This window comes from Pseudomonas sp. CCI3.1 (genome assembly GCF_034313985.1).
In the GTDB taxonomy this organism is placed as follows: domain Bacteria; phylum Pseudomonadota; class Gammaproteobacteria; order Pseudomonadales; family Pseudomonadaceae; genus Aquipseudomonas; species Aquipseudomonas psychrophila.
The window spans coordinates 2,176,334-2,199,980 of the sequence record NZ_JAVIWO010000001.1 but is presented as its reverse complement, the minus strand read 5'-3'; the positions used below and the strand labels follow the sequence as shown (position 1 = coordinate 2,199,980).

The 23,647-nt window shown below is 57.0% G+C and carries 27 protein-coding genes and 1 pseudogene; 12 read left to right on the top strand and 16 right to left on the bottom strand.

Going from position 1 to position 23,647, the window contains the following annotated elements:
* Positions 1-116: 116 nt before the first annotated feature.
* On the bottom strand, positions 117-1,274 hold the full coding sequence (gene algW / locus RGV06_RS10110) for a Do family serine endopeptidase AlgW (protein WP_019824995.1): 1,158 nt from the start codon (positions 1,272-1,274) through the stop codon (positions 117-119).
* A gap of 100 nt (positions 1,275-1,374) precedes the next feature.
* Between algW and RGV06_RS10105 the strand changes: the two genes are divergently transcribed.
* From RGV06_RS10105 to cysN, 3 genes are all read left to right on the top strand, one after another.
* Positions 1,375-2,133: a Nif3-like dinuclear metal center hexameric protein gene (locus RGV06_RS10105; RefSeq protein WP_322149924.1), complete on the top strand. Its 759-nt coding sequence runs from the start codon at positions 1,375-1,377 to the stop codon at positions 2,131-2,133.
* Positions 2,134-2,355: 222 nt separating this feature from the next.
* On the top strand, positions 2,356-3,273 hold the full coding sequence (gene cysD / locus RGV06_RS10100) for a sulfate adenylyltransferase subunit CysD (RefSeq protein WP_019824990.1): 918 nt from the start codon (positions 2,356-2,358) through the stop codon (positions 3,271-3,273).
* Between the two features lie 9 nt (positions 3,274-3,282).
* On the top strand, positions 3,283-5,181 hold the full coding sequence (gene cysN, locus RGV06_RS10095) for a sulfate adenylyltransferase subunit CysN (RefSeq protein WP_019824988.1): 1,899 nt from the start codon (positions 3,283-3,285) through the stop codon (positions 5,179-5,181).
* A 174-nt stretch (positions 5,182-5,355) separates the two neighbouring features.
* Here cysN and RGV06_RS10090 read toward each other — a convergent pair whose 3' ends face one another.
* Positions 5,356-5,493: a hypothetical protein gene (locus tag RGV06_RS10090; protein WP_416194558.1), complete on the bottom strand. Its 138-nt coding sequence runs from the start codon at positions 5,491-5,493 to the stop codon at positions 5,356-5,358.
* 260 nt (positions 5,494-5,753) lie between these two features.
* Here RGV06_RS10090 and RGV06_RS10085 point away from each other — a divergent pair, with 260 nt between their 5' ends.
* Together RGV06_RS10085 and RGV06_RS10080 are read left to right on the top strand one after the other, a co-directional pair.
* Positions 5,754-6,689 (top strand): DMT family transporter, encoded by a 936-nt coding sequence (locus tag RGV06_RS10085; RefSeq protein WP_322149923.1) that lies wholly within the window; start codon positions 5,754-5,756, stop codon positions 6,687-6,689.
* Positions 6,690-6,721: 32 nt separating this feature from the next.
* On the top strand, positions 6,722-7,777 hold the full coding sequence (locus RGV06_RS10080; RefSeq protein ID WP_019824983.1) for a hypothetical protein: 1,056 nt from the start codon (positions 6,722-6,724) through the stop codon (positions 7,775-7,777).
* Between the two features lie 117 nt (positions 7,778-7,894).
* Here the strand turns inward: RGV06_RS10080 and RGV06_RS10075 are convergent, their stop codons facing one another.
* From RGV06_RS10075 to RGV06_RS10065, 3 genes are read right to left on the bottom strand one after another with little or no spacing between them, the layout of a single operon-like run.
* Positions 7,895-8,800 (bottom strand): acyltransferase, encoded by a 906-nt coding sequence (locus RGV06_RS10075; protein WP_046810024.1) that lies wholly within the window; start codon positions 8,798-8,800, stop codon positions 7,895-7,897.
* Positions 8,801-10,900: a phosphate acetyltransferase gene (pta, locus tag RGV06_RS10070; protein ID WP_019824981.1), complete on the bottom strand. Its 2,100-nt coding sequence runs from the start codon at positions 10,898-10,900 to the stop codon at positions 8,801-8,803.
* Positions 10,901-10,959: 59 nt separating this feature from the next.
* A complete protein-coding gene (locus tag RGV06_RS10065; protein ID WP_019824980.1) occupies positions 10,960-11,298 on the bottom strand; it encodes a DUF3565 domain-containing protein in 339 nt (112 codons plus the stop codon).
* Here RGV06_RS10065 and RGV06_RS10060 point away from each other — a divergent pair.
* Together RGV06_RS10060 and RGV06_RS10055 are read left to right on the top strand one after the other, a co-directional pair.
* Positions 11,267-11,752 carry an FKBP-type peptidyl-prolyl cis-trans isomerase gene (locus tag RGV06_RS10060; protein WP_019824979.1) on the top strand — a complete coding sequence of 162 codons (486 nt, stop codon included), beginning with the start codon at positions 11,267-11,269 and terminating at the stop codon, positions 11,750-11,752. The two genes, RGV06_RS10065 and RGV06_RS10060, sit on opposite strands and share 32 nt — an antisense overlap.
* Positions 11,753-11,885: 133 nt before the next feature.
* Positions 11,886-12,368, top strand: coding sequence for a glutathione peroxidase (locus RGV06_RS10055; RefSeq protein WP_019824978.1), 483 nt, complete (start codon positions 11,886-11,888; stop codon positions 12,366-12,368).
* On the opposite strand, the pseudogene RGV06_RS10050 reads toward RGV06_RS10055, so the two are convergent.
* Both RGV06_RS10050 and cysZ read right to left on the bottom strand, forming a co-directional pair.
* Positions 12,365-13,554: pseudogene (locus tag RGV06_RS10050) on the bottom strand (glycosyltransferase family 4 protein). The gene RGV06_RS10055 and the pseudogene RGV06_RS10050 sit on opposite strands and share 4 nt — an antisense overlap.
* Positions 13,555-13,618: 64 nt before the next feature.
* Complete coding sequence (gene cysZ / locus RGV06_RS10045) at positions 13,619-14,368, bottom strand: sulfate transporter CysZ (RefSeq protein ID WP_046810022.1); 750 nt, start codon at positions 14,366-14,368, stop codon at positions 13,619-13,621.
* A gap of 311 nt (positions 14,369-14,679) precedes the next feature.
* Between cysZ and trxB the strand changes: the two genes are divergently transcribed.
* A complete protein-coding gene (gene trxB, locus RGV06_RS10040; protein WP_019824972.1) occupies positions 14,680-15,642 on the top strand; it encodes a thioredoxin-disulfide reductase in 963 nt (320 codons plus the stop codon).
* Positions 15,643-15,758: 116 nt separating this feature from the next.
* Here trxB and RGV06_RS10035 read toward each other — a convergent pair whose 3' ends face one another.
* From RGV06_RS10035 to RGV06_RS10010, 6 genes are all read right to left on the bottom strand, one after another.
* Positions 15,759-16,100: a HopJ type III effector protein gene (locus tag RGV06_RS10035; protein ID WP_322149922.1), complete on the bottom strand. Its 342-nt coding sequence runs from the start codon at positions 16,098-16,100 to the stop codon at positions 15,759-15,761.
* Entirely contained in the window at positions 16,100-16,390 is a 291-nt protein-coding gene (locus RGV06_RS10030; protein WP_019824969.1) for a DUF1244 domain-containing protein, read from the bottom strand. Before RGV06_RS10030 ends, RGV06_RS10035 begins: the two co-directional genes overlap by 1 nt.
* Before the next feature lie 14 nt (positions 16,391-16,404).
* The gene (folX, locus tag RGV06_RS10025; RefSeq protein WP_019824968.1) at positions 16,405-16,791 is read right to left on the bottom strand and encodes a dihydroneopterin triphosphate 2'-epimerase; all 387 of its coding nucleotides are present in this window, start codon (positions 16,789-16,791) and stop codon (positions 16,405-16,407) included.
* Entirely contained in the window at positions 16,791-17,351 is a 561-nt protein-coding gene (folE, locus tag RGV06_RS10020) for a GTP cyclohydrolase I FolE (RefSeq protein ID WP_322149921.1), read from the bottom strand. Before folE ends, folX begins: the two co-directional genes overlap by 1 nt.
* Positions 17,352-17,376: 25 nt before the next feature.
* On the bottom strand, positions 17,377-18,087 hold the full coding sequence (gene folM / locus RGV06_RS10015) for a dihydromonapterin reductase (RefSeq protein ID WP_019824965.1): 711 nt from the start codon (positions 18,085-18,087) through the stop codon (positions 17,377-17,379).
* Positions 18,088-18,175: 88 nt separating this feature from the next.
* Complete coding sequence (locus tag RGV06_RS10010; RefSeq protein ID WP_019824964.1) at positions 18,176-18,745, bottom strand: antibiotic biosynthesis monooxygenase; 570 nt, start codon at positions 18,743-18,745, stop codon at positions 18,176-18,178.
* A gap of 215 nt (positions 18,746-18,960) precedes the next feature.
* On the opposite strand from RGV06_RS10010, the gene RGV06_RS10005 reads away from it, so the two are divergent.
* Positions 18,961-19,893: a MerR family transcriptional regulator gene (locus tag RGV06_RS10005; protein ID WP_046810019.1), complete on the top strand. Its 933-nt coding sequence runs from the start codon at positions 18,961-18,963 to the stop codon at positions 19,891-19,893.
* Between the two features lie 6 nt (positions 19,894-19,899).
* On the opposite strand, the gene RGV06_RS10000 is transcribed toward RGV06_RS10005, so the two are convergent.
* Positions 19,900-20,505, bottom strand: a complete 606-nt coding sequence (locus RGV06_RS10000) for a hypothetical protein (protein ID WP_046810018.1) — start codon at positions 20,503-20,505, stop codon at positions 19,900-19,902.
* Between the two features lie 57 nt (positions 20,506-20,562).
* Positions 20,563-21,030 (bottom strand): PAS domain-containing protein, encoded by a 468-nt coding sequence (locus tag RGV06_RS09995; protein ID WP_019824960.1) that lies wholly within the window; start codon positions 21,028-21,030, stop codon positions 20,563-20,565.
* A 110-nt stretch (positions 21,031-21,140) separates the two neighbouring features.
* Here RGV06_RS09995 and RGV06_RS09990 point away from each other — a divergent pair, with 110 nt between their 5' ends.
* The gene (locus RGV06_RS09990; protein ID WP_019824959.1) at positions 21,141-21,596 is read left to right on the top strand and encodes a flavodoxin; all 456 of its coding nucleotides are present in this window, start codon (positions 21,141-21,143) and stop codon (positions 21,594-21,596) included.
* On the opposite strand, the gene RGV06_RS09985 is transcribed toward RGV06_RS09990, so the two are convergent.
* Entirely contained in the window at positions 21,577-22,473 is an 897-nt protein-coding gene (locus RGV06_RS09985) for a LysR family transcriptional regulator (RefSeq protein ID WP_322149920.1), read from the bottom strand. The genes RGV06_RS09990 and RGV06_RS09985 overlap by 20 nt on opposite strands.
* Before the next feature lie 99 nt (positions 22,474-22,572).
* On the opposite strand from RGV06_RS09985, the gene RGV06_RS09980 reads away from it, so the two are divergent.
* Positions 22,573-22,959, top strand: coding sequence for a CidA/LrgA family protein (locus RGV06_RS09980; RefSeq protein WP_322149919.1), 387 nt, complete (start codon positions 22,573-22,575; stop codon positions 22,957-22,959).
* Positions 22,949-23,641 (top strand): LrgB family protein, encoded by a 693-nt coding sequence (locus RGV06_RS09975; protein WP_046810017.1) that lies wholly within the window; start codon positions 22,949-22,951, stop codon positions 23,639-23,641. Before RGV06_RS09980 ends, RGV06_RS09975 begins: the two co-directional genes overlap by 11 nt.
* Positions 23,642-23,647 lie beyond the last annotated feature (6 nt).

Here is a 23,647-nt window from a genome sequence, read left to right as displayed (position 1 = left end):
CGGCTCTTGTGGGAGCGGGCTTGCTCGCGATGCAGGCGCCGCGGTAGTTCAGGCAAACCGCGGCGATACCATCGCGAGCAAGCCCGCTCCCACATCAGGCGGTGAGGGCTCGTTGCTTACTCTTCTTTCTGTGGCGGCTGTTCTTGCGGCGGGCGCAGGCCCACTTCGGCGGTGAGCTTGAGCTCTTTGCCGTTACGCATGACCTGGATCGTGATCTTGTCCGAAGGTTTGATCCGCGCTACCTGATTCATTGATCGACGACCATCGCTGGCAGGCTCGCCATCGATGCTCAGAATCACGTCCCCCAGTTCAAGGCCGGCTTTTTGCGCCGGGCCACCACGGAAAATGCCCGCGACAACAATTCCCGGGCGTCCACTGAGACCAAACGACTCGGCCAGTTCCTGGGTCAAGGGCTGCACCTCAATCCCCAGCCAGCCGCGAATGACCTGGCCGTGCTCGATTATCGACTTCATGACCTCCATCGCCAGATTGATCGGGATTGCGAAGCCGATGCCTTGCGAGCCGCCTGACTTGGAGAAAATCGCGGTGTTGATCCCGGTCAGGTTGCCGTTGGCATCGACCAGTGCGCCGCCCGAGTTGCCCGGGTTGATCGCGGCATCGGTCTGGATAAAGTCTTCGTAGTTGTTCAGGCCCAGCTGGTTGCGGCCTGTAGCGCTGATGATGCCCATGGTGGTGGTTTGACCCACGCCAAACGGATTACCAATCGCCAGGGCAATGTCACCGATACGCAGAGTGTCCGAGCGGCCGATGGTGATTGCCGGCAGATTCTTGAGGTCTATCTTCAGCACTGCAAGGTCAGTTTCGGGGTCGCTGCCGATGACCCGGGCGTGTGTTTCACGACCGTCCTTTAGCGCCACCACAATCTGGTCTGCACCTGCGACCACGTGGTTATTGGTCAGCAAGTAGCCTTCGGGGCTCATAAGCACCGCCGAACCGAGGCTGGACTCCATGCGTTTTTGCTTGGGCTCGTTGTTACCGAAAAAATGCCTGAACTGCGGGTCTTCAAACAATGGCCTGGCATTTTTGTTCACCACCTTGGTGGTGTACAGGTTGGCCACGGCAGGCGCGGCACGCACCACCGCGTCGGCATAGGTCACCGGCCCCTGCTGTACGTAACTGGTTTGCGGGGCTTGTTGCAGATTAACGTCCAGGCTCGGCAGTCCAACCCATTGCGGGTAACGCTGAATAATCAGCAAAGCGATAAGCACGCCAGCCAGCAATGGCCAGCCAAAAAAACGCAAAGCCTTAAACATTGAACTCAGTCCTGAAGGTTGCAGAGCCATTCTGACGGCCCATAATGGCGCCATTATACGAGGGCCGCCCGGCTCTGAACGCTATATTTAGGAGTCTTTTATGGCTGTCGCTCTGAGCACGCTGGTAGAAGAAGCAAATCGTTACCTTAATTGCGCCGCCATCAGTGATTACTGCCCCAACGGTCTGCAGGTCGAAGGCCGCCCCCAAGTGATGCGCATCGTCAGTGGCGTGACCGCCAGCCAGGCCTTGCTGGATGCCGCCGTCGAAGCCCAGGCTGATCTGGTGCTCGTGCATCATGGTTACTTCTGGAAGGGTGAAGATCCCTGCGTGACCGGGATGAAGCAGCGTCGCCTCAAAACCCTGCTCAAGCACGACATCAGCCTGCTGGCGTATCACTTGCCACTGGATCTGCATCCCGAGGTGGGCAACAACGTGCAACTGGCGCGGCAACTGGATATCACCGTCGAAGGCCCGCTTGATCCTGGTAATTCGAAAGTGGTGGGGTTGGTGGGCTCTTTGGCCGAACCTGTGACCGCCCGTGATTTTACGCGCCGTGTGCAAGAGGCGCTCGGGCGTGAGCCGCTGCTGATTGAAGGCAGTGAAATGATCCGCCGCGTGGGCTGGTGCACCGGTGGCGGGCAGGGTTACATCGATCAGGCGGTGCTGGCGGGCGTTGACCTGTACCTGAGCGGCGAAGCCTCGGAGCAGACTTTCCATAGTGCCCGGGAAAACGACATCAGCTTTATTGCCGCCGGGCACCACGCGACCGAGCGCTATGGCGTGCAGGCATTGGGTGACTACCTGGCGCGGCGCTTTGCCGTTGAGCACTTGTTTATCGATTGCCCAAATCCGATCTGAATCCTAAACGCGTGGGAACGAGCCTGCTCGCGTAGAGGTCATCAGCTGCATCGCTTTCGCGAGCAGGCTCGCTCCCACAGGCAATTACAGCCCAAACTCCGGGGTCTATTCTTAGACCGTTTCGATCTAGTTGGGGTCATCTATATAAGGGGGCGCTGTGCTAGCATTCCCCGCTCGAACACGGCCCGCAGGCCGTTCATAAGATAGCTTTCGTGAGTAGCCATGGTCGACAAACTGACGCACCTGAAACAGCTGGAGGCGGAAAGCATCCACATCATCCGCGAGGTGGCCGCCGAGTTCGATAACCCGGTGATGCTGTACTCGATCGGTAAAGACTCCGCCGTGATGCTGCACCTTGCACGCAAGGCATTTTTCCCTGGCAAGCTGCCGTTTCCGGTGATGCATGTCGACACTCGCTGGAAATTCCAGGAGATGTACAGCTTTCGGGACAAGATGGTCGCCGAGCTGGGTCTGGACCTGATCACTCACGTTAACCCGGACGGCGTGGCTCAAGGGATCAACCCTTTCACCCACGGCAGTGCCAAGCACACCGACATCATGAAAACCGAGGGCCTTAAGCAGGCTCTGGACAAGTACGGCTTCGATGCCGCCTTTGGTGGCGCCCGTCGCGACGAAGAAAAGTCCCGTGCCAAAGAGCGCGTGTACTCCTTCCGTGACAGCAAGCACCGCTGGGATCCGAAAAACCAGCGCCCCGAGTTGTGGAACGTCTACAACGGCAACGTCAACAAGGGCGAGTCGATCCGGGTTTTCCCGCTGTCGAACTGGACCGAACTCGATATCTGGCAATACATCTATCTCGAAGGCATCCCGATTGTGCCGCTGTACTTTGCGGCCGAACGCGACGTGATCGAGAAGAACGGCACGCTGATCATGATCGACGACGAACGCATCCTTGAGCACCTGTCTGATGAAGACAAGGCTCGAATCGTCAAGAAAAAGGTCCGCTTCCGTACCCTGGGATGCTACCCGCTGACGGGAGCTGTGGAGTCAGAGGCTGAAACCCTGACCGACATCATCCAGGAAATGCTCCTGACGCGAACTTCCGAGCGCCAGGGCCGAGTCATCGATCACGATGGCGCAGGCTCAATGGAAGATAAAAAACGTCAAGGTTATTTCTAAGGGGTTGTCATGTCGCATGTATCTGATTTGATCAGCGAGGACATCCTCGCCTACCTGGGCCAGCACGAGCGCAAAGAGATGTTGCGCTTCCTGACCTGCGGCAACGTCGACGACGGCAAAAGCACCCTGATCGGGCGCCTGCTGCACGACTCCAAGATGATTTACGAAGACCATCTGGAAGCCATAACCCGCGATTCGAAAAAAAGCGGCACCACGGGCGACGATATCGACCTGGCACTGCTGGTAGACGGTCTGCAAGCCGAGCGCGAGCAGGGCATCACCATTGACGTTGCGTATCGCTATTTTTCTACCGCCAAGCGCAAATTCATCATTGCCGACACCCCTGGCCATGAGCAGTACACCCGCAACATGGCCACCGGTGCGTCCACCTGTGACTTGGCGATCATTCTGGTCGATGCCCGTTACGGCGTGCAGACCCAGACCCGTCGCCACAGCTTTATTGCCTCGTTGCTGGGCATCAAGCATATCGTCGTGGCCATCAACAAGATGGACCTCAAGGGTTTTGACGAAGGTGTGTTCGAATCGATCAAGGCCGACTACCTGAAATTTGCCGAAGGCTTGAAGCTCAAGCCGACCAGTCTGCACTTTGTGCCGATGTCAGCCCTCAAGGGCGACAACGTGGTCAACAAGTCCGAGCGCTCGCCGTGGTACACCGGCCAGTCGCTGATGGAAATCCTTGAAACCGTGGAAGTGGCGGCCGACCGCAACCTCACCGACCTGCGCTTCCCGGTGCAGTACGTGAACCGTCCGAACCTCAACTTCCGTGGTTTTGCCGGCACCCTGGCCAGCGGCATTGTGCACAAGGGCGATGAAATCGTTGTGCTGCCGTCGGGCAAGAGCAGCCGTGTCAAATCCATCGTGACCTTTGAGGGTGAGCTGGAGCACGCAGGCCCCGGGCAGGCAGTTACGCTGACCATGGAAGACGAAATCGATATCTCCCGTGGCGACCTGTTGGTGCATGCCGACAACGTGCCGCTGGTGACTGACAACTTCGAAGCCATGCTGGTGTGGATGGCTGAAGAGCCGATGCTGCCGGGCAAGAAGTACGACATCAAGCGCGCGACCAGCTACGTACCGGGTTCGATTGCCAGCATCGTCAACAAAGTCGATGTGAACACCCTGGAAGAAGGTCCGGCCAGCGCTTTGCAGCTGAACGAAATCGGCAAGGTCAAAATCAGCCTCGACGCGCCAATTGCGCTGGATGGTTATGACAGCAACCGCACCACCGGTTCGTTCATCATCATCGACCGCCTGACCAACGGCACCGTGGGTGCAGGCATGATCGTTGCCCAGCCGTTGAGTCATGGCAGCGCAACCCATCACGGCAAACTGGCGCACGTGGCTGTTGAAGAGCGTGCCCAGCGTTTTGGTCAGCAACCGGCCACCGTGTTGTTCAGCGGCCTGTCGGGTGCTGGTAAAAGCACCTTGGCCTATGCGGTTGAACGCAAGTTGTTCGATATGGGGCGTGCGGTATTTGTACTGGATGGCCAGAACCTGCGCCATGACCTGAACAAGGGCCTGCCACAGGATCGTGCCGGGCGCACTGAAAACTGGCGTCGTGCGGCTCACGTGGCGCGTCAGTTCAACGAAGCCGGTCTACTGACACTGGCCGCCTTCGTGGCCCCGGATGCCGAAGGCCGTGAACAGGCCAAGGCGCTGATTGGCAGCGACCGCCTGGTGACCGTTTATGTTCAGGCCTCCCCGGCCGTGTGCGCCGAGCGTGACCCGCAAGGGCTTTATGCAGCGGGTGGTGACAACATTCCGGGTGAATCCTTCCCGTATGACGTGCCGTTAGATGCCGACCTAGTGGTCGATACCCAATCGCTGTCGCTGGAAGAGAGCGTCAAGTTGGTCCTGGACCTGTTGCGTCAACGCGGCGCGATTTAAGCCGCACTAAAAAGCCCGCCACCGAGAGATCGGTGGCGGGCTTTTTATTGGGTTTCAGATGCCGGAAATGCCCCTGTGGGAGCGGGCTTGCTCGCGATGGTATCAATCCGGTTCTTCAGCCAAACCGGGGCGCCTGCATCGCGAGCAAGCCCGCTCCCACAAGATCCAGAGACATCAGGTGTTGGGAAACTCGCGATGCAACTCCTCCAGCAGCCGGTCCTTGTCTTCCCATAGCTGGTTGTAGTTTTTACCCAGACACTCAGCCGGGGTATCCAGTTTTTCAAACACCACTGGGTTTTCACATTGCCGCATAGCAAGTCGGCTCGAGTAGTGAGGGGCACATTTCAAACACAGTCAATCATCCTTACCTGGTAATGCTTCGGGTTTGACGAAATTTCTGATGTGATTAATGGAGCTGGACGACATACGCAAAATGCTAAATCGTGCAGAGTCGATTCAATTGCTCCTATTGATTTTTTGATCGAGTCCACGAAAAGCAAGAGTGCAGTATGTTGAGCGTCTATCGATAACGCACTGCCATCAAGCGCAATTCATTCTATGAGGACGCTAGTGTGCCAATTTTAAGCAAGAATATCGGAGTTGCAGCTGCATTTTTAGCAACGCTCTGCTGGGGCGTTGCAATAGTTATGTCAAAAGGCGCATTGAATGATTTTCCGCCGATAACACTCCTGTTCGTTCAGTTGTTATCGAGTGTTATATTTTTATGGTGTGTCGTATTGTTAAGGCGCCGTGCACGTCCGGGCTTGTCTGAATTTACGAAGTCATGTTGGCTTGGTTTGCTCGAGCCTTTCTTGACTTACTTGTTAGTGTTGACAGGTATGACGTACTCAGGTGCGAGCGAGGCATCGCTGCTGCAGTCGCTGGAATCAATAATGATTATATTGATTGCTGCTTTGATGTTTCGCGAATTTCCGACGAGGAAGTTTATTTTTTATTCTGTGCTGGTTTTACTGGGCCTCTCTACTGTGCTCGGGGCGGAGGGTCATTTAATTGCTAAGGAGTGGCGAGGGACGATACTTATTACGTTGGGCATGTTGGCAGCCGCATTTTATGTGGTGCTCTCTTCTCGGATAGCACGAAAGTATGATGTTTTTTATATTGTTGCCAGTCAGCAAACGCTAGCCCTATTTGTGACTGCTCTTATTCTGCCGTTTGAATGGACGGGGTACTCTGGTGACGTCAGCGTCCCTTTGCCTTCCATTACGTGGGGGGCGTGGAGTTTGGCTTTGCTTTCTGGCGTCATACAATACGCACTGGCCTTTGTTTTTTACATGGTTGCGTTACGGCATATAAGCGCTGGACTTGCAGGCGTCTATTTGAACTTTGTGCCGCTGGTCGGAATCGCGGGGGCTTTTATTTTTCTGGATGAAAAGCTTTCATTACTTCAGTTGGGCGGTGCGTCGCTGGTTTTAATCGCTTTGGTTCTTATTAGTGTGTCGGCACAAACAAACGCTACGCCGCATAAAAAGGTTAATGGATTTGTTTAGAGGGATGTCAAATATTGATATGAGGTGATCAGATGAATGTTATTGATCTTTTGGATGCTCTGCCAGTTCGAGAAGGCGAGGCGCTCTCTTACGGCGATGACATTGACAGAACCAACAACTTGCTTTTTTCTGCGGAGAGCAAGTCGAAAAAAGAAGAAATACTGCGATCATGGGTTAAACGCAATCAGCCTTGCATGTTTGGACGTATAGCGGCATCGAATAATAAAGGCTTGAAGTTGAAAGTGTATGTGATAGATGAAAGTGATATTGCTCAGGGCGTCGTGCGCCTTGAAGAGTATCTGCAAGTGTGTCGAAAAACCTGGAAGCAAGCGTGCGCCAAGGGTGAAAGTGATGCGGTGTTGTATTTTTTCAATTTAAAGAAGCTGGTTGATGCTTCCCCTTCTGATGGTCTCGTAGAGGTTTTTAAGGGGCTGTCAGATCTAATATTTCAAGAGTATGCCCCTGTCAGTACGGATGTTATCTATACAGAGGCAGCGCCGCTGGTTTTCAATGGCAAGTTGTTTTTATATAAGGCAGGTGTAAATTTTTTTCACACAACGGCCCATAATACGGCGAACCACGATAGGCGTGTTCCGGGTGGGGCAGTCATATCTATAAACTCGGTGGGGCATTATGCCAATAACTTGATTCGTACAGGGCTTGCTTCTGATTTGGATACGGCTATCGAAAGTATAAAACGGCTGGCATGGCAGTCCATTGGTAATGGCGGGCATTCATTGGGCAAGGAAAGCACTACCAGTTGGCATAATATTGATCCAGATAATACTTGTCCGTTTCATGATCGGCCAAGTACTGTTCCTGAGGGGTTTTCTGTTAAGAAGTATTCTGCTTGGTATCATACGGATGTGTTGATTCCAGAAGTGCTGACACGACATCCGACGGTTGCTGGTGATGGCTGTCTGGAAAAGTGGAAGTGGCTAACGATTGAGTATTTCACCTCGAAACAGTATGAGCTTGGATCTATTGATTTTGGGATGTTTCACGGTTATCCCGTAGATTTTGAGGCGTTATTATTTAATCCCTTTCCACCTATTAGAGCACTGAATTCACCAAGCCTCGTTTATTAGTACGGATAAAACGCCGTTGTGGAGGCGGGTTTGCACGCGATACAGGCGCCCCGGTTTGACTGAATAACCGAGTTGAAAGCATCGCGAGCAAGCCCGCTCCCACAAGATCCAGAGACATCAGGTGTTGGGAAACTCGCGATGCAACTCCTCCAGCAGCCGGTCTTTGTCTTCCCACAACTGGTTGATCCAGCCCTGAAACGCCAGCCGGTACTCGGGGTCCTGATCGTAGTTTTTACCCAGAAACTCAGCCGGGATCTGCACCTCTTCAAACACCACGACCACGTCCTTCACATTGCCGCACAGCAAGTCCCAATACCCTGGACGCCCGCCCGGGTAGTGAATGGTCACGTTGACGATCGATTGCAGTTGTTCACCCATCGCATCCAGCACAAAGGCGATGCCGCCGGCCTTGGGCTTGAGCAGGTAGCGAAACGGCGAATTCTGCTGCGCGTGCTTGGCCTCGGTAAACCGCGTGCCTTCTACGAAGTTGAAGATCCCCACGGACTTATTCTTGAACTTGGCGCAGGTTTTACGAGTGGTCGCCAGGTCCGCGCCTTTTTTTTCCGGGTGCTTGGCCAGGTAGGCTTTGGAGTAACGCTTCATGAACGGAAAGCCCAGCGCCCACCACGCCAGGCCAATGACCGGCACCCATATCAGTTCTTGCTTGAGGAAAAACTTCAGCGGGCGGATACGTTTGTTGAGCACGTATTGCAGCACCATGATGTCGACCCAGCTCTGGTGGTTGCTGGTCACCAGATACGAGTGCTCATAGTCCAGCCCTTCAAGGCCCTTGATGTGCCAGCGGGTCTTGCGCAGCAAGTCCATCCAGCGATTGTTATTGGCGATCCAGGCTTCATGGATACGGCGCATCAATTCGTCGGTTACCCGCTGGGCTGCCGGGAATGGCAGGCACAGTTTGAAAATCGCGACGATAAACAATGGCGTGCAACACACGATGGTGTTGAGCGCCAGCAGCAGCGAAGCAATGACGCCGCGTAACGGTGCAGGCAAGAAGTCCAGCATTTAAATATCCATAGGTCGGTTGGCGGCTTGAATCGCCGTGAGAGCGATGGTGTAGACAATGTCGTCCACCTGAGCGCCGCGTGGCAGATCGTTCACCGGCTTGCGTAGGCCTTGCAGCATCGGCCCAAGGCTGACGCAATCGGCGCTGCGTTGTACGGCTTTGTGGGTGGTGTTGCCGGTATTCAGGTCCGGGAACACGAAAACCGTGGCCCGGCCTGCCACCTTGCTGTTGGGGGCCAGTTGCCTGGCGACCACTTCGTTGGCGGCGGCATCGTATTGCAGCGGGCCGTCGATCAGCAGTGAATGCTGGGCTTCGTGAGCCAGCAAAGTGGCTTCACGGACTTTTTCGACTTCCTCGCCACTGGCGGACTCACCGCTCGAATAGCTGATCATGGCCACCCGCGGGGTGATGCCGAACGCTGCGGCAGAGTCGGCGCTTTGCAGGGCGATTTCGGCCAGTTCGGTGGCCGAGGGGTGCGGGTTCATCACGCAGTCGCCGTACACCAGCACCTGTTCGGGGAACAGCATGAAGAACACCGACGACACCAGCGTGCAGCCCGGTGCCGTTTTGATCAACTGCAGGGCAGGGCGGATGGTGTTGGCGGTGGAGTGGATAACCCCTGACACCAGACCGTCGACCTCATCCAGCGCCAGCATCATGGTGCCAATCACCACCGGGTCTTCCAGCTGTTGCTCCGCCATGGGGGCGTTGATGCTTTTGGTTTTGCGCAGGGCCACCATGGGTTCGACGTAGCGGGCGCGGATCAGGTCCGGGTCGAGAATCTCCAGGCCCTCGGGCAGTTCGAAACCGTGGGCCTTGGCCACCGCGTGGACTTCTTCGGGCTTGGCCAACAATACACAGCGGGCGATGCCGCGAGCCTGGCATATGGCTGCCGCCTGCACGGTCAGCGGCTCGCTGCCTTCGGGCAACACGATGCGCTTGTTGGCTTGCTGGGCGCGCTGGATCAGTTGATAGCGGAAGACGGCAGGGGTCAGGCGCATTTCCCGTGGCGTGCCACAGCGCTGATGCAACCAATGGGCGTCGAGGTGGCTGGCGACAAAGTCGGTGATGATCTCCGCACGCTCGCGGTCATCGATCGGAATTTCCTTGTTCAGACCATTGAGGCGGTTGGCCGTGTCGTACGACCCCGTGCTCACCGACAGCACGGGCAGCCCTGCTTGCAATGCCCCACGGCAAAGCTCCATCAGGCGCGGATCGGGCTGGGTGTCGCTGGTCAGCAGCAGACCCGCCAACGGAACCCCGTTCATCGCGGCCAGGCTGACGGCCAGGATGATGTCGTCGCGATCACCGGGGGTGACGACCAGCACGCCTGGTTTGAGTAGTTGCAGGGTGTTGAGCACGGTGCGGGCGCACAAAATGATTTTCGACATGCGTCGGGTTTCATAATCTCCGGCATTGAGCACCTGGGCGCCAAGCAGTTCGGCGACATCCCGGGTGCGCGGGGCGTTGAGTTCAGGCTGATACGGAATGCAGCCCAGCAGCTTGAAATCGCCGCTACGCAGCAAGGGCGAATGCTCTTTAAGGCGTGCCGAAAAAACTTCCATGCTTTCGTCGGTGCGCACCTTGTTGAGGATCACACCGAGCACTTTCGGGTCCTTGGGCCCGCCAAACAGCTGTGCCTGCAACTCAACCCGGCCGGAAAGCTCGGTCAGCACTTCGTTTTCAGGTGCCGAGACCAGGATCACTTCTGCATCCAGGCTCTTTGCCAGGTGCAAGTTGACCCGTGCCGCATAGCTGGCGGTACGGGTGGGCACCATGCCTTCTACGATCAGAACGTCCTTGCCGATGGCGGCCTGTTGATAGAGGTTGATGATCTCTTCGAGCAGCTCATCCAGTTGGCCGTCACCGAGCATGCGCTCCACATGCGCCAGCCCCAGCGGGGTAGGCGGCTTGAGGCCATGGGTGCGGGCAATCAGCTCGGTAGAGCGTTCAGGGCCAAGATCGCCTGGATGCGGCTGGGCAATGGGCTTGAAAAACCCGACTTTCAACCCGGCGCGCTCCAGGGTGCGAACCAGGCCCAGACTAATGGATGTCAGACCCACACCAAAGTCGGTGGGAGCGATAAAGAAAGTTTGCATGCGAGCTTCCTGACGTGGCAGTGCAAGGGCAACACCCTTTAAGCGGGCTTGTGCCTGAATCAATTGCCAAGATTAGCGCTATCCGCGTCTTGAGCACACCAGCCACAGTCAAAGGGCTGGCCTATTTTTGCCTGGCGTTGCTCAGGGTCAAGCACCCAGGGTCTTGATTGCCAGGGCGGTTGGTGACGGTGGTGTTGGGTATGGCCGCAGGAGAGCACGGCAACCCAGTGCTCCTCTTCATCCTGACGCCAGCCAATGATCGTTGAAGTTTTCAAAATTATCCGTTGGTCTTGGTTGTGTTCGCTTTCGGGCGATTGCTTGGTTAAACTTGCGAACTCATTATTTTTTTGCAAAAGGTCTCGCCCCATGACGATCGCCGCCAATAAGGCTGTCTCCATCGACTATACCCTGACCAATGACGCTGGTGAGGTCATCGACAGTTCTGCCGGCGGCGCGCCGCTGGTCTACCTGCAAGGTGCAGGTAACATCATTCCGGGTCTGGAAAAGGCTCTGATCGGTAAGGCTGTTGGTGATGAGCTGGACGTCAGCGTTGAACCTGAAGACGCTTACGGCGAGTACTCCGCTGAGCTGGTAAGCACGTTGAGCGCCAGCATGTTCGAAGGCGTTGACCAACTGGAAGTTGGCATGCAGTTCCACGCTTCGGCGCCGGACGGCCAAATGCAGATCGTGACCATCCGTGATCTGGACGGCGACGACGTGACCGTTGATGGTAACCACCCACTGGCTGGTCAGCGTCTGAACTTCAAGGTCAAGGTAGTTGCTATTCGTGACGCAAGCGAAGAAGAAATCGCTCACGGCCACGTACACGGTGAAGGCGGTCACCAGCACTGATAAGTGCTGCTACGCTCACGTGTGAACTTGCCAGGAAGGCGCCTACGGGCGCCTTTTTTTATCCTGGTCGATTACTGCAATCGGTGCATCGGACGATTGTTTGAATGTAGATACAGAAATCCTGGAGTCCGTCATGAGTGCTTTTCACGAACTTATCCTAGATGCGCTGGATGGCAAGCCGCTCCCACTGGAAACCTTTAAAGGCAAGGTGGTGCTGGTAGTGAACGTGGCCTCCAAGTGCGGCTTGACCCCTCAATATGCAGCACTGGAAAACCTGTATCAGCAATTCAAGGGCCAGGGTTTCAGCGTTTTAGGTGTGCCCTGCAATCAGTTCGCCGGGCAAGAGCCGGGTACCGAACAGCAAATCCAGGCGTTTTGCAGCCTCAACTACGGGGTCAGTTTCCCTCTGAGCAGCAAGCTTGAGGTCAACGGGCCTGACCGTCACCAGCTCTATCGATTGCTGGCAGGCGAGGGGGCCGAGTTTGAGGGGGAGATCACCTGGAACTTCGAGAAGTTTTTGGTCGGCAAGGATGGCCGGGTGTTGGCGAGATTCTCACCGCGCACCGCGCCAGACGATGCCACGGTGATTCAGGCGATTGAAAAATCCCTGGCTTAAGGTTTTTTTACCACGACGTGAATGGGCACCGGGGCTGCACACATGGAGCCCTGGCAAGCTCGCTGCAGCTGGCTTTCGAACTGTTCGACAATCCCTGACCAGCTTTGGCGGCTGGCATGCCGACGAGCATTGAGGCGCAGGGTGCGTAAGGTCTCCGGGTCTTCGAGAAGCCAGCAGGCGGCTTCGATCCATGCGTATTCGTCCCCCGGCATGGCCAACACTCCGTTGTAACCGTGTCGGATATGCAGGCCCGCAGCGGCCTCGTCATAGGCCACCACGCCCAAGCCAGAGGCCTGTGCTTCGAGCACCACATTGCCAAATGTCTCGCTCAGGCTCGGGAATAAAAACACATCCCCGCACGCGTAATGACTGGCCAGGGCTTGCCCTGACTGCTGGCCGCAAAATATCGCTTCAGGCAATGAGGCTTCCAGCGTCGAGCGTTTTGAACCGTCGCCCACCACGATCAACTTGAAGCGGCGCGCGGGATATCGGGCTTGCAGCGCATCAAGACAGCGCTTGAGAGCGCCCAGATTTTTTCCGGTGCCAGACGCCCCACATATAACAGCGCAATATCGTTTTCTCCCAGCCCCCAGCTGCGGCGCAACGCGTCCTGGCGTTTTGCAGGGCTGAACAACTGGCTGTCGACGCCGCGAGGGAGCAGTTCCAGTCGTTCAAAATGCCTGCGCGCAAGCTCCACGCGCTGGCTGGTACTGGGGACCAGAGTCAAGGCCGAGCGATTGTGGAACCAGCGCAAATAGTGCGTCAGTGCGCGGGTGAACAGGGTCAGGCCGTGTTGACGCAAGTACTGCTGGAAGTTGGTATGAAACCCCGTGACCGCAGTAATCCCCAAGCGACGCGCAACCCGCAGTGCACATAAGCCCAACGGTCCCTCAGTGGCGATGTAAACCACATCCGGAGGTTGTTGGCGCCAGCGTTTGGTCAAGCGATGGGTGGAGGTCAGGCCCCATTGCAGGCCGGGATAACCGGGGAGCGGCAGACCCCGGCACAGCATCAGCTCATCGTTGCTGCGCTGGCCACCATCGTCGGCCTGGCGCGGGCGTACCAGTTCCACGCGATGATTGCGCGCGCGCAAGCCATCACACAGCTGGCCAAGAGTATTGGCGACACCATTGATTTCAGGGGCGAAGGTTTCGGTGATCAGGGCGATATGCAGGGCTGTGGTCATGACCCCAGTGTGTCGGGGGGTCATGACGCCCATGTGTCACGGTGATGATGGATTTATGAAGCCGTTAGCGGGACGCCAGCGCCTCTTCGCCCCGCTCGCGCACCCAGAACAGCGTCGCTCCGGCCACGGCGGCCGGCATCATCAGGATATTGACCACAGGGATCAACAGCACCAGATAGACGATGCCGCCAAAACTCATGCTCTGCCAGCGCTTCTCGCGTAGCCAGGCGAGCATCTCGTTCCAGCCCAGCTTGTGGTTGTCGGCCGGGTAGTCGATGTACTGGATAGCCATCATCCAGATCCCGAACAGTAGCCACAGCGGCGCCGCGATCAGGTTGAGCACCGGTATGAACGAAAGGATCAACAGCGCAATGGCCCGTGGCAGGAAGTAGCCCAGCTTGCGCATTTCACGGGCCAGGGTGCGGGGCACCATCGCCATCAGTTCACCCCAGCTGAAGGGCGGTGAGTTATCGACCCCGCGTACTACGGCCTCGACTTTTTCCGATAGAAAACCGTTAAACGGCGCGGCAATGATGTTGGCCAGCATGGTGAAGGTAAAAAACACCATCAACGCCACCAGGACCACGAACAGCGGCCACAATACGTAGTTGAGAAAGCTGAGCCAGCTGGGCAGCGACGGCATCAGGGTATCGACCCAGAGGCTGAACTGATGCCCGGCGAAGTAAATCAATCCGACGAACAGCACCAGATTGATCAGCAACGGCAGCAGCACGAACAAGCGCAGGCCAGGGCTGAGAACCAACTTTAGGCCTTCACGCAGGTACTGCGGGCCAGAGAGAACGGGGGCGGGCATAGAGTGCTCCGAGCAGTGGAAAACCGGGCGACCTTAACGGCTTTAGCTGTAGGACGAAAGCCTTGTCGCAGTATCGACAATAACTGTAACAAAGCCGTCTAAAATCGAATTCGCCTACATAGAGACCTGCTATGAGCTGGATTGTTAATGCGTATTTCCTTACTCTCTTCGGCCTCTATAAGCTTCACCCATATTTTTCAGGATCTGCGTGTATCAGGCATAGCCTGGGCAGGTTTACGGTTTCTTTTTATTCCAGCCGGTAATGCGGCATTCCGACCCGGTTTCACTGCGGGCGGTCATAGGAGTGAGTCATGTCTGAAGTACGTCATTCGCGTGTGATTATTCTGGGTTCCGGCCCTGCCGGTTACAGCGCCGCGGTCTACGCGGCCCGCGCCAACCTCAAGCCACTGCTGATTACGGGCATGCAGGCTGGCGGTCAATTGACCACCACCACTGAAGTTGACAACTGGCCGGGTGATGTACACGGCCTGACCGGTCCGGCCTTGATGGACCGCATGCGTGAGCACGCCGAGCGTTTCGAGACTGAAATCGTTTTCGACCACATCAATGAAGTGGATCTGAAAAACAAGCCGTTCACCCTCAAGGGCGACAGCGGCACGTTCACCTGCGATTCGTTGATCATCGCCACCGGCGCCAGCGCCCGTTACCTGGGGCTGCCGTCTGAAGAAGCGTTCATGGGCAAGGGCGTTTCCGCCTGTGCAACCTGTGACGGTTTCTTCTATCGCAACAAGCCGGTTGCCGTGGTAGGTGGTGGTAACACCGCCGTTGAAGAGGCGCTGTACCTGGCCAACATCGCCAGCAAAGTGACCCTGGTTCACCGTCGCGAAACCTTCCGCGCCGAGAAGATCCTGATCGACAAACTGCACGCCCGTGTAGCTGAAGGCAAGATCGAACTCAAGCTGAACGCGACCCTGGACGAAGTGCTGGGCGATAACATGGGTGTGACCGGTGCGCGCCTGAAAAACAACGACGGCAGCTTTGACGAGCTGAAAGTGGACGGCGTCTTCATTGCCATCGGCCACACGCCGAACACTTCGTTGTTCGAAGGCCAGCTTGAGCTTAAAGACGGCTACATGGTTGTGCAGGGCGGCCGTGAAGGTAACGCGACTGCCACCAGCATCGAAGGCGTGTTTGCCGCCGGCGACGTGGCTGACCACGTGTACCGTCAGGCCATCACCTCGGCGGGTGCCGGCTGCATGGCTGCGCTGGACGCTGAACGCTACCTGGACGGCCTGCAGAACGCCCAGTTCTGATAGCCCATCCCAACAAAAAAACCGGCCGAGGCCGGTTTTTTTGTGTCTAGGAGTAAGAGATCCCGTAGCAGCTGCCGAAGGAACGAGGCAGCTGCTACGAAATTATCGATTTTGGCTTACGCCTTGCGCGTCAGCGGCTGTGCGTCGAATTTCACACCGGCCAGGCCGTGGGCAATCAGCGCACGGATATTGCTGTGGTCTGTACCTTCAGGCGTGGCAAGCACCGAACGATAATGCTCGCCAAACGCCAACAGCGCCTGCTGATCACTCAAACCTTCCAGCAACGCCAGGCCCAGGGTCTTGCACGAACCTTCATTCTGCCCCGCAGCGTTTTCAACGCCGCCGTTGTTGAAGGCTTGCGGCAGGTAATCGTAGTGCGCTGCGATAAATGCCAGGGTGTCGGCGAAGAGATGTTCGCCGCTGTTGAGGCTGGCGCGCAGGGTGTTCAAATCAGTCATTACTTTTTTCCTTGGGCAAACGCCGCGGTTTGTTCGGCGCTGGCTTCTTTCTGGTAGTGGGATTTCCACTCGGCATACGGCATGCCGTACACCGCTTCACGGGCGTCATCGAGGCTGATGTCGATCTGGCGCTCGTCCGCGGCGGCCTTGTACCACTTGGACAGGCAGTTGCGGCAAAAACCCGAGAGGTTCATCAGGTCAATGTTTTGCACGTCCTTGCGGCTGTCGAGGTGGGCGACCAGACGACGAAATGCGGCGGCTTCGAGTTCGAGTTGTTCTTGGGGGGTCATGGGGTTCACCGAGGTTAGGAAGTTGCAGCCTGGCGGCTTGCCGCCAGCGTGATCGACACCGATTCGGCAAAGCGCAGCGCGTGCGGCTTGTCGACTTCGACTTCGGCATACAGCACGGCCGTGTTGGCCATTACCAGATCCAGCAGTTCTTGGGTCAGGCGCTCCAGCAGGGCGAAGCGGTTTTCTTCGACGTGCTGGATCACGGCCTTGGTGATGGTGCGGTAATTGAGCGCGTGGTCGATGTCGTTATCACGCACCGCCTCCTGTGCCGCGTAGAGAATGGTGAGGTTGATCAACACATCCTGCTTGTTGAGGATTTCTTCCTCATTGATACCGATATACGTGCGCAGGCACAGGTCCTTGACGCGAATACGGGCCATTCCTGGCTGAAGTTGTGGCATTACGACTTACTCCGTCCAATCAATTGCAAGAACTCCATACGGGTGCTCGATTCGCGAAATTCGCCCAGCATGACCGAGGTGTTCATGGTCGAATTCTGTTTTTCTACACCGCGCATCATCATGCACATGTGTTGAGCTTCAATCACCACAGCAACGCCGGCAGCCTGGGTGACGCTCTGGATGGCATCGGCGATTTCCCGGGTGAGGTTTTCCTGGATTTGCAGGCGACGGGCATACATGTCGACGATGCGGGCGATTTTCGACAGCCCCAGCACTTTTCCGGTCGGGATGTATGCCACGTGGGTCTTGCCAATAAACGGCAGCAGATGATGCTCGCAGAGTGAATACAGCTCGATATTGGCCACGATCACCATTTCGTCGCTGTCAGAGGCGAACAAGGCGCCGTTGACGAGGGTCTCCAGGCTCTGTTCATAGCCATGACACAGGTACTGCATGGCTTTGGCTGCGCGCTTGGGGGTGTCGAGCAAACCTTCGCGGTCAGGGTCTTCGCCGATATCAATGAGGATTTCGCGGTAATGCCCGGGCAGTGATGCGCTCATGAAAATACTTCCTCGCGGGGGCGGCTTATTTAAGATGCCGGCCGCCATTGACGGTCAGGGTAGTGCCAGTCACATGGGGGTTGTCCAGCAGATAACGCAGGCTCTGGTAGATCACCTCTGCGCCGGGTTCTATGCCCAGCGCGGATTTGGCCAGCGCTTTGGTGCGGTACGCCGCATCGTCGTCAGGGTTGAATAACAGCATGGCCGGGGCGATACCGTTGACTTTGATCTGTGGCGCCAGTTTAGCCGCGAATGACAGGGTCAGGCTGTCGAGCCCGGCTTTGGTGGCGCAATAGGCAATGTGCTTGCTGCTGCCCTTGCGTGTCACATCGTCGCTGATATGCACGATATCCGCCGCAGTTGAGCGCTGGAGCAGCTCGCTGCAATGCAGGTTGATCAGGTAAGGCGCGAGCATGTGCACGCTGAACATGTGCGTAAAGGCGTCGGCTTCAGTCTGCGGGGTTTCTGCCAGCCAGGCCGAGGCGTTATGAACAATGGCCCGCAAGCAGTCGGTGTGCTCTTTAAGCTGGCGGATAAAGTCCAGAATACCGGCCTCGGTCGAGAAGTCGGCAAACATCGCAATAGCGCCCAGGTCACGCAGGGTTTGTACGCCAGGTTTTTCGCTGCGATAGGTAAAAATCACCGGATAGCCGTCTGCCAGCAGTTGCTGTGCGCAGTGCAAACCTACGCGCTGGCCGGCACCCGTGATCAGGATTGGAGCAGAAGAAGTGGGCATGACGGACTCGGTGCAGGAACGCCGGAAACAGTCGCGGCGCAATGGCAAAACTATACCAGCGTCCGCGACGTAAAGCCCAAGCCCGAGCTTAGTTGCGGTGTGTCGCAATTGCGCTGCGCAGGGGTTTGTCTGGCGAGCGGTGCAGCCAGTTGGCCAGCAAGTGGGTAGACAGCGGAATAAACAGATAAACCATCAGCGGTGTCAACGCCAGGGTGCTGACCAGTACCCGAGGCAGCAGGCTCAATTCGCTCAATAAAGGGGCGCATACAAAGTTGAACAACAACGACACGGGGAAGAAGGCCAGCCAGATGGCAACGGCTTGCTTCCAGCGCGGTGGCCTTTGCCCGGCAGCGCCAAACCAGCCGTCGATTCCGCTGACGCGGTGCTCTGAAGGGTTGGCAAACAAGTCACTGCCGCGCAGCAACCAGGCCTTGCGCGACACTGAATGCTCCCAGGCATGCAATGTCGCTTCATCGGCAAAGCGAAAGATGATTTGAAACTCATCGTCGCCCGGTGGCGGGGCCAACACGCCGGAACCCAGGTATCCGGAAAAGTCCGTGGCCAGTTGTTCGCCTTCATGCAACCAGGCAATCAATTCCTGATAGCGGCCCTTGGCGACGCGGCGCGCAACCATCAACGTGACAGGGGAGGTAGACATCGTGTATCTCCATGAGGCTAATGCTGCCCGGGTAGGGCAGACACAAAACACAGCGCCGGGGTGGTGGGCTGAGTGATGAAAAACAAGCAAGTATCGTTCCGCAATACAGCCCTTCCAGCTTGCGTAGCAGCCATAGGCAGTTGCTTCGGGAGCGGGGGCGCTCATGGGAAATGGAGCGTAGAATGCGCCGATCTACTGCAAACTGTGTCCTACCAATGCCCGTGATTACTGAAGCTGAGCCCATTACACAGGCTGATGACTGCCAAGGTCTCTACCCGATCCGGGAAGTGGCCAGGCTCACCGGCATCAACCCGGTAACCCTGCGTGCGTGGGAGCGGCGTTATGGTTTGATCGAACCAAAACGCACCGAAAGTGGGCATCGGCTGTACTCAGTGACCGATATTGAGTCAATTCGCCTGATCTTGGGCTGGCTTGAGCGTGGGGTTGCCGTCAGCAAAGTCGCGCAATTACTTGCAAACACGAAGCCCGCTGACAATCCGCAGCCCGAGGCCAGCGAGTATGGCGAATGGCAAAGCCGTATCAGCGGTGCGCTCACGGCCTTCAATGAGTCGGAGCTGGAACGCCTCTATGGTCAGATTTATTCCAGCTACCCGGTCGAAGTGGTGTTTCAGGGGATCTTCCTGCCCCTGTGGCAACAGTTGTCAAAAGTTCAGGATGTGTTTGGCCGGACCAGCGAATGGCTGATGCTGGACGGGTTCTTGCGCGGGCGGGTGCAGCATCGTCTGCAATTGCAGGTGGCGGATGCCAGGCAGTGTGTGATGGTGGTGGCAATGCCTGAGCTGTGCCGCGAGCTGGAATTGTTGGTGGCGGGCTTGCTGTTGACCCGCAATGATCGGGTGGTCAGGGTTTTGGCCATCGGCCAACCCCTGGAAGAGTTGTCACTGGTCTGCGAAAAACTCGAGCCTGAGGCGGTTGTACTGTATGCCAGTCATGCACTGGGGACGGCGCACCATCGGCGACTGATGCGGCTGGCGCAGACCCTGGATTGCTCGGTGTCATTGGCCGGGGCCGGCTCGAATGTGGCTCAGGAGGCGCTGGCGGGTTCATCCATTGGTTGCCTGGGCAGCGAGGCACTGTTGATGAACCAGCGATTGGACGCTGATCTCAAGGCAACACTGGGCAGTTGATCAAGGTCAGCCGTGCAGGCCTGGATGCGTCAGGCGGTGTTGGTGCAGCATGTATTGGCGCAACCGCTCGGTTTCACCTTTGTCACGCTGACTTAGCCGGTAGGCGTAAAGGCCCAGCTCGGTTTTGCGTTCCAGGGTGCCGCGTAAGGCAATTCGCTCGTATCCGCCGGGGTTGAACCACTGGGAAAACTGGCGGGGCGGCTCGCTGTCGTGACGCATTTCAACCAGAACCCCTTTGAACGAGACTTCAGTGATCCACAGATGACCGGCTTTGCCCCTGATGTTTTCAAGGGGGACCGGTTCTGGCAGCGTCAGGCGCCAAGGGCGAGCTTTTGGCCCGTCTTCGAAGATGCTTGGAGCACCGAGTTGCAGATGCTGAGCATGGAATTCGTCCTCAACCAGACGCAGTGGAAAACTCATTTGCTGGTTGGCGAATTGCGCATGGATAGTGACTTGCTCATGGGCCGCCAGGCGTGTCAGCAGATCACGAATTTGCGACATGCCATTGACCATCAGGCTGGACGACGCATCCCGTCTGTTAAGCAGAGGGTTTTGGTGCATCGTTTGGATGAAATCCAGCTCGTCCTGAGTCAAAAGGGCATCGTGGGACATGATGGGGCTCAAAAAAGGTCTGAAAAAATCGGGATAGCGAGGTTCAGACCGCTTTTTTTACGTTTTGTTTAATCCGCTCGTCGCCTTGAGCGCTTGCAGTTCAGCCTGTACAGCGGCCAGTTGGGCTTCGAGCTGCGCGACCCGCTGCTCTGCCTTGACCTGTTGGGTGACATTCTTCTGCACACCAATAAAGTAGGTCAGCTTGTCGTTCTCGTTGAACACTGGCGTGATCGACAGCTCATTCCAGAAGTGCGTGCCATCCTTGCGATAGTTGCGCAGTACTTGGCGAGTTGGCTTGCCGCTGGCAATGGCTTCGCGGATCAACTGCAGGCCACGCTGGTCGCGGTCGCCAGCCTGCAAAAAGCGGCAGTCCTGATACAGGATGTCATCGCGGCTGTAGCCGGTGAGGGCTTCAAAGGCGTCGTTAACATAAATCAGGATGTTGTCTTCGCCCTCTTGTTCGGCAACCACAATGCCGTCCTGGGACGCGTCTACCATGCGCTGCAACAAGCGGGCGTTGATCATCGTGCAATTCTCTTTAGTTGTACGGATTGATGCATCTTAAGGCATTGGTACGAGAGCGGTGCCGCACCTGTTAATATCCCAGCCTTTTAGTCAGTTACAGGATCAGATTGATGAAAGTCGCCATCCTTTGCGGCTCGGTTTACGGCACCGCTGAAGAAGTCGCCCGTAATGCCAAGCAACTGCTCACTGATGCCGGTTTTGAGGTGTTTCTCAATTCCCGCGCCACCCTTGCCGATATTCAGGCGTTCGCTCCGCAGGCTTTATTGGCTGTGACCTCGACCACGGGGATGGGTGAGCTGCCTGACAACCTTGTGGCGTTGTACAGCGCCATTCGTGACCAGCTGCCTGGCGCCTGGCGCGGCTTGCCGGGTGCGGTGATCGCCTTGGGTGACGAGAGCTACGGCGATACCTTCTGCGGTGGCGGCGAGCAACTGCGCGAGCTGTTTGGCGAGCTTGGCGTTCGCGAAGTACTGCCGATGTTGCGTCTGGATTCCAGCGTTACGGTGACCCCGGAAGAAGATTCAGAGCCCTGGATTGCAGACTTGATCAAAGCCCTGAGCCAGTAACTGGGCGTTCACGCAGCAGCTCAAGCCACGCTTGGGCTGCCCGTGACAAATACGCGCCATCGCGCCAGATAAATGCGATGTCCCAGCGCAGGTAATCCGGTGCTACCAGCTTGACCCGAACCACGCCGGGGCGCACTAGCCCGCGGGCAACCACGCTGGGCAGCAACACCACGCCCTGGCCTGCTGCTACCAGCGCCACCAAAAAATCCGCCTGACCACTGCGCCCGCCTTCCTTGGGAGTAAAGCCCGCTTGCTGGCAGGCCTTCAGAACGCGATCGTTGAGCACAAAGCTGCGCTGATAGAGCAAAAACGGCGTGTCGGCCAATTGTTCAAGGCGCACGCAGGGGCCTTCTGCCAGCGGATGATCAGCCGGGATCAAAACGTCCAGAGGTTCGTCACAAAACGGCTGGTAAGCAAATGCAGGGTTCTTCGGAGTCAGGCTACCGCCCAGTTCAAGTTCTCCACTTAAAACAGCCTTTTCAATATTCAAGCTGCCTTCTTCCAGCAGCTGCACTTGAATATTGGGATAGCGCCGCCGGTATTCAGCAAACAGCCCGGCAAACAGCGTATTGCTGCCCAGTAGCGGCAGGCCAACTCGCAACTCACCCCGGGTCAGATGGCTCAAGTCGTCAAGCTCGCTCAGTAATTCATTGTGCAAACGCAGCATGGCCTCGGCTCGCTGTAGCACCACCGTGCCTGCTGATGTCAGCCGCACCTGTGAGCCCAAGCGGTCGAGCAGTGGTGTGCCGAGGCTGTGCTCAAGCTGTGCAACTTGTTTGCTTACCGCTGACTGACTGATGTGCAGGCCGCTGGCAGCCTGGGTAAAGCCTCCCAGGCGTGCGACTTCGACAAAGGTGCGCAGGTGTTTGAATTCCATTGATGCGATTCCATTTTGGAATGGTTATAAGTCTTACAATTCGTTTTCGGGATGGTAACAGGCTCTTTAAACTGACGGCCTGTCTGAAATGGAAACATCATGAAACGCTTCGATGTGAAACGCTTGGGTCGGCTGATCAGTGAGCTGGCGGTCTTGTTGGCGCTCTACTTCTTGGGCTGCCAGCTCGCGGCCTGGTGGCACTTACCAATACCGGGTGGTGTGGTGGGCATGACGCTGTTGCTGCTGGCGTTTGCCCAGGGCTGGGTCAAGCCAGCAACCCTGCAGCTGGGGGCCGGCGTGCTGATGGCTGAAATGCTGTTGTTCTTTATTCCCGCGTTGATGAGCCTGCTCGACTACGGCGTGATCGTGCGTGATGACGGCTGGCGCATCCTGCTGGTGATCGGCGTCAGCACACTGCTGGTGATGGTCGTCACGGCGTTTACCGTAGAGGCGGTATGCCGCTGGAGGGTGCGCCATGAAGCTTGAGCTGATGCCCATGTTCTGGCTGTTGTTCACCCTGGTGACGTACGGTTTTAGCCGCTGGTTGTATCGGCGCACCGGTCGCTATCTGCTGTCGCCGCTGATTCTGGTGCCTGCCTTGCTGCTTGCCGTGGCCGTGCCGTTGCACACCGCCTATGCCGAATATTCAAGCAATACCCATTGGCTGATGCTGGTTCTGGGACCGGTGACAGTCGCGTTCGCCGTGCCGATCTGGCAGCAGCGCAGGTTGCTGGCTCGGCATTGGGTGGCTTTGTTGCTGGGAATGCTGGCCGGCAGCGCGGCGTCCATCGGCAGTTCGTTTTGGTTGGCCAGGGCGCTGTCACTCGACACTGCGCTCACGATGTCATTGGTGCCACGCTCCATCACCACCCCGTTTGCCATGCCGCTGGCGCAAAATTTGGGGGGCGTACCGGAGCTTACGGCTGTGTTTGTAATGTTTACCGGGGTATTCGGCGCGTTGCTGGGAGGGATCTTGCTCAAGTGGTTGCCGCTGCGCAGCAGCCTGGCACGGGGGGCGCTGTTCGGCATCGGTGCCCATGGTGCTGGCGTGAGCCGTGCCCGGGAAGTGGGGAGTGAAGAAGGGTCGGTGGCAGGATTGGTGATGGTGCTGACCGGCATCCTCAACTTGTTCGCCGCGCCGCTGCTGACGATGGTGTTCCACTTTTAGAAGCGC